General features: G+C 60.4%; 3 rRNA genes. All 3 read right to left on the reverse strand.

Annotated features, from left to right (window positions below):
* Positions 1–46 precede the first annotated feature (46 nt).
* Positions 47–163, reverse strand: a 5S ribosomal RNA gene (gene rrf / locus LVY72_RS23950).
* Positions 164–314: 151 nt separating this feature from the next.
* Positions 315–3,443 (reverse strand): 23S ribosomal RNA (locus LVY72_RS23955).
* A gap of 432 nt (positions 3,444–3,875) precedes the next feature.
* Positions 3,876–5,400: ribosomal RNA gene (locus LVY72_RS23960) — 16S ribosomal RNA — on the reverse strand.
* The 16S, 23S and 5S rRNA genes sit together here, the layout of an rRNA operon.
* Positions 5,401–5,578: the final 178 nt, after the last annotated feature.

Genomic DNA, 5,578 nt, shown 5'->3' on the forward strand with positions numbered 1-5,578 from the left:
GGGTGGGGCCCCGCCGTCGTTGGCGGGGCCCTGCCCTGGTGGTGTGGTGCGGCGGTGTCCTACTCTCCCACACCCTCCCGGGTGCAGTACCATCGGCGCTGCGGGTCTTAGCTTCCGGGTTCGGGATGGGTCCGGGCGTTTCCCCCGCGCTGTGGCCGCCGCAACCCTGGTCCCCGGACGCGCCCCCGGGGCGGGGGTGGTGGGGTGGTTTGCGGTGGACAGCCGTGTGGCTGTCGCGTGTGTGTTATTTGGTTGTGGTGGTTCCCGGGTTGTTGGTTGGGAACCGCATAGTGGACGCGTGCATGCAAGTGTTTGTGGTGAGGTTATCGGCCTATTAGTACCGGTCGGCTTCGCAGGTCGTTGGTTCCTGCTTCCACGTCCGGCCTATCAACCCAGTGGTCTGGCTGGGGGCCTCTCCCCTTGCGGGATGGAAATCTCATCTTGAAGCCGGCTTCCCGCTTAGATGCTTTCAGCGGTTATCCATTCCGAACGTAGCCAAGCAGCGGTGCACCTGGCGGTACAACTGCCACACCAGAGGTTCGTCCGTCCCGGTCCTCTCGTACTAAGGACAGACCTTCTCAGATTTCCTGCGCGCGCAGCGGATAGGGACCGAACTGTCTCACGACGTTCTAAACCCAGCTCGCGTACCGCTTTAATGGGCGAACAGCCCAACCCTTGGGACCTACTCCAGCCCCAGGATGCGACGAGCCGACATCGAGGTGCCAAACCATGCCGTCGATATGGACTCTTGGGCAAGATCAGCCTGTTATCCCCGAGGTACCTTTTATCCGTTGAGCGACGGCCCTTCCACGAGGTGCCGCCGGATCACTAGTCCCGACTTTCGTCCCTGCTCGAGGTGTCCCTCTCACAGTCAAGCCCCCTTGTGCACTTGCACTCGCCACCTGATTGCCAACCAGGCTGAGGGGACCTTTGGGCGCCTCCGTTACTTTTTGGGAGGCAACCGCCCCAGTTAAACTACCCGTCAGGCACTGTCCCTGACCCGGATAACGGGCCGAAGTTAGGCGTCCGGAGCGGCCAGAGTGGTATTTCAACGATGACTCCGCCGGCACTGGCGTGCCGGCCTCACAGTCTCCCACCTATCCTACACAAGCCGCACCGAACACCAATACCAAACTGTAGTAAAGGTCTCGGGGTCTTTCCGTCCTGCTGCGCGTAACGAGCATCTTTACTCGTAGTGCAATTTCGCCGAGTTTATGGTTGAGACAGCGGGGAAGTCGTTACTCCATTCGTGCAGGTCGGAACTTACCCGACAAGGAATTTCGCTACCTTAGGATGGTTATAGTTACCACCGCCGTTTACTGGGGCTTGAATTCCCGGCTTCGGCCCGCGAACGGGCCTGACCGGTCCTCTTAACCTTCCAGCACCGGGCAGGAGTCAGTCCGTATACCTCGTCTTGCGACTTCGCACGGACCTGTGTTTTTAGTAAACAGTCGCTTCCCCCTGGTCTCTGCGGCCCTTACCCGCTCCCCGGAGCGTGTCCGGTTCACGGTCGGGGCCCCCCTTCTCCCGAAGTTACGGGGGCATTTTGCCGAGTTCCTTAACCATAATTCTCTCGATCGCCTTGGTATTCTCTACCTGATCACCTGTGTCGGTTTGGGGTACGGGCGGCTGGGACCTCGCGCCGATGCTTTTCTTGGCAGCATAGGATCACCGGATCCCCCCGTGCGGGGGTCCCGTCGGGTCTCAGGCTGATGAACGGCGGATTTGCCAACCGTTCGCCCTACGCCCTTGGACCGGGGCAACCATCGCCCGGCCCGGCTACCTTCCTGCGTCACACCTGTTAATACGCTTGCCTTACCGGCTCCGACACCCCGTGCCCGTCACGCACCCCGGGTCCCCGAAGGGACACGGCGCAACGCTCGGGGGACGGGGAGCATCACCGGGTCGGCACTGGCGGTCCTTCGCCGGTACGGGAATATCAACCCGTTGTCCATCGACTACGCCTGTCGGCCTCGCCTTAGGTCCCGACTTACCCAGGGCAGATTAGCTTGACCCTGGAACCCTTGATCATTCGGCGGACGGGTTTCCCACCCGTCTTTCGCTACTCATGCCTGCATTCTCACTCGTGCCGGCTCCACCGCTGGGTCACCCCGCGGCTTCACTGCCGGCACGACGCTCCCCTACCCATCCACACCCCTGAACCCGTACGGGCTGGGGTATCGTGTGGATGCCACGACTTCGGCGGTGTGCTTGAGCCCCGCTACATTGTCGGCGCGGAATCACTTGACCAGTGAGCTATTACGCACTCTTTCAAGGGTGGCTGCTTCTAAGCCAACCTCCTGGTTGTCTGGGCAACTCCACATCCTTTCCCACTTAGCACACGCTTAGGGGCCTTAGTCGGTGGTCCGGGCTGTTTCCCTCTCGACCATGAAGCTTATCCCCCACGGTCTCACTGCTGCGCTCTGACTTACCGGCATTCGGAGTTTGGCTGACGTCAGTAACCTTGTGGGGCCCATCGGCCATCCAGTAGCTCTACCTCCGGCAAGAAACACGCAACGCTGCACCTAAATGCATTTCGGGGAGAACCAGCTATCACGGAGTTTGATTGGCCTTTCACCCCTACCCACAGCTCATCCCCTCCATTTTCAACTGAAGTGGGTTCGGTCCTCCACGACGTCTTACCGTCGCTTCAACCTGGCCATGGGTAGATCACTCCGCTTCGGGTCTAGACCGCGCCACTGAACGCCCTGTTCAGACTCGCTTTCGCTACGGCTTCCCCCCACGGGTTAACCTCGCGACACGGCACTAACTCGCAGGCTCATTCTTCAAAAGGCACGCCGTCACAGGAACAAAGCCTGCTCCGACGGATTGTAGGCACACGGTTTCAGGTACTGTTTCACTCCCCTCCCGGGGTACTTTTCACCTTTCCCTCACGGTACTTGTCCGCTATCGGTCATCGGGTAGTATTCAGGCTTGCCAGGTGGTCCTGGCAGATTCGCACGGGATTTCTCGGGCCCCGTGCTACTTGGGATCCTTTCCCAGCGGTGCCATGCATTGCGTCTACGGGACCAACACCCTCTTCGGTCAGGCCTTCAAACCTGTTCGACTATGCACGCACCCTCACTGCACCGGTCCGGCAGAACCGGTCTGGAAAGTCCCGCTACCCCGGCCATGCAACGCCCGCCGGCTATCACACATGGCACGGTTTGGCCTTCGTCCGCGTTCGCTCGCCACTACTGACGGAATCACTGTTGTCTTCTCTTCCTGCGGGTACTGAGATGTTTCACTTCCCCGCGTTCCCCCCGCACGCCCTATGTGTTCAGGCGGCGGTCACCGCACATAACATGCGGCGGGGTTTCCCCATTCGGACATCCTGGGATCACGGTCCGGTTATCGACTCCCCCAGGCTTATCGCAGATTCCCACGTCCTTCATCGGCTCCCGATGCCAAGGCATCCACCGTGTGCCCTTAAAAACCTGGCCACAAACGGCCCACAGTTTCCAAGGATAAAAACTTCCTACGAAAATTGCTTTTCTATAAGATGCTCGCGTCCACTATGCAGTTCTCAAACAACAACCCCGTCACACCCCGCCGCCCCGGCCCAAAGGCAGGAGCAGCAGGCATGCGCGGGAACCAGGAAACAACACGTTCCGCCGCCGGGCAGACACCCGGCCGGCGGCCCTGTTGCCTCAGGACCCAACAGTGTGCCATGGACCGTGAACCGCCCCGCCGACCCCGCGTTCCAGCCCGGAAACCCGGACGTACTGGCGAAAGCCGGCGGCACCAAACACGGCCGCAGATTCGTTGATATTCCACCCATGAGCCATCCCGCCGGACCACGAACGGATCCGCAACGGGCGACCGGCACCCACCCCGGCGCGCAGCGCCGGGAGACAATGCCAGATGCTCCTTAGAAAGGAGGTGATCCAGCCGCACCTTCCGGTACGGCTACCTTGTTACGACTTAGTCCCAATCGCCGGTCCCACCTTCGACGGCTCCCCCCCACAAGGGGTTGGGCCACCGGCTTCGGGTGTTACCAACTTTCGTGACTTGACGGGCGGTGTGTACAAGGCCCGGGAACGTATTCACCGCAGCGTTGCTGATCTGCGATTACTAGCGACTCCGACTTCATGGGGTCGAGTTGCAGACCCCAATCCGAACTGAGACCGGCTTTTTGGGATTGGCTCCACCTCACAGTATCGCAACCCTTTGTACCGGCCATTGTAGCATGCGTGAAGCCCAAGACATAAGGGGCATGATGATTTGACGTCGTCCCCACCTTCCTCCGAGTTGACCCCGGCAGTCTCCCATGAGTCCCCGGCATAACCCGCTGGCAACATGGAACGAGGGTTGCGCTCGTTGCGGGACTTAACCCAACATCTCACGACACGAGCTGACGACAACCATGCACCACCTGTGAACCGGCCCCAAAGGGGAAGGACTGTCTCCAGCCCGGTCCGGCCCATGTCAAGCCTTGGTAAGGTTCTTCGCGTTGCATCGAATTAATCCGCATGCTCCGCCGCTTGTGCGGGCCCCCGTCAATTCCTTTGAGTTTTAGCCTTGCGGCCGTACTCCCCAGGCGGGGCACTTAATGCGTTAGCTGCGGCGCGGAAGACGTGGAATGTCCCCCACACCTAGTGCCCAACGTTTACGGCATGGACTACCAGGGTATCTAATCCTGTTCGCTCCCCATGCTTTCGCTCCTCAGCGTCAGTTACAGCCCAGAGACCTGCCTTCGCCATCGGTGTTCCTCCTGATATCTGCGCATTTCACCGCTACACCAGGAATTCCGGTCTCCCCTACTGCACTCCAGTCTGCCCGTACCCACCGCAGACCCGGGGTTGAGCCCCGGGCTTTCACGGCAGACGCGGCAAACCGCCTACGAGCTCTTTACGCCCAATAATTCCGGACAACGCTTGCGCCCTACGTATTACCGCGGCTGCTGGCACGTAGTTAGCCGGCGCTTCTTCCGCAGGTACCGTCACTTTCGCTTCTTCCCTGCCGAAAGGGGTTTACAACCCGAAGGCCGTCATCCCCCACGCGGCGTCGCTGCATCAGGCTTGCGCCCATTGTGCAATATTCCCCACTGCTGCCTCCCGTAGGAGTCTGGGCCGTGTCTCAGTCCCAGTGTGGCCGTCCACCCTCTCAGGCCGGCTACCCGTCGTCGCCTTGGTGGGCCGTTACCCCGCCAACAAGCTGATAGGCCGCGAGTCCATCCCCGACCGACAGATCTTTCCACCCCCCGCCATGCGGCAGGAAGTCATATCCGGTATTAGACCCGGTTTCCCAGGCTTATCCCAGGGTCGGGGGCAGGTTACCCACGTGTTACTCACCCGTTCGCCACTAATCCGCGGTGCAAGCACCGCCTCATCGTTCGACTTGCATGTGTTAAGCACGCCGCCAGCGTTCGTCCTGAGCCAGGATCAAACTCTCCGTAAAAACCATACGGACACCACGGGCCCCGCCGGGGAAAACCGGCAGACAGACCCGGGCACCAAATTCAAACCCGGCCGAAAAACACCCCGCACACCCACAACAGGCGCACAGGGCCATCAATCAACCGATAAAACAATCGGTATCAACAAACATGGCACACTATTGAGTTCTCAAACAACAG

Source organism: Arthrobacter hankyongi, from assembly GCF_022012395.1.
GTDB lineage: Bacteria > Actinomycetota > Actinomycetes > Actinomycetales > Micrococcaceae > Crystallibacter > Crystallibacter hankyongi.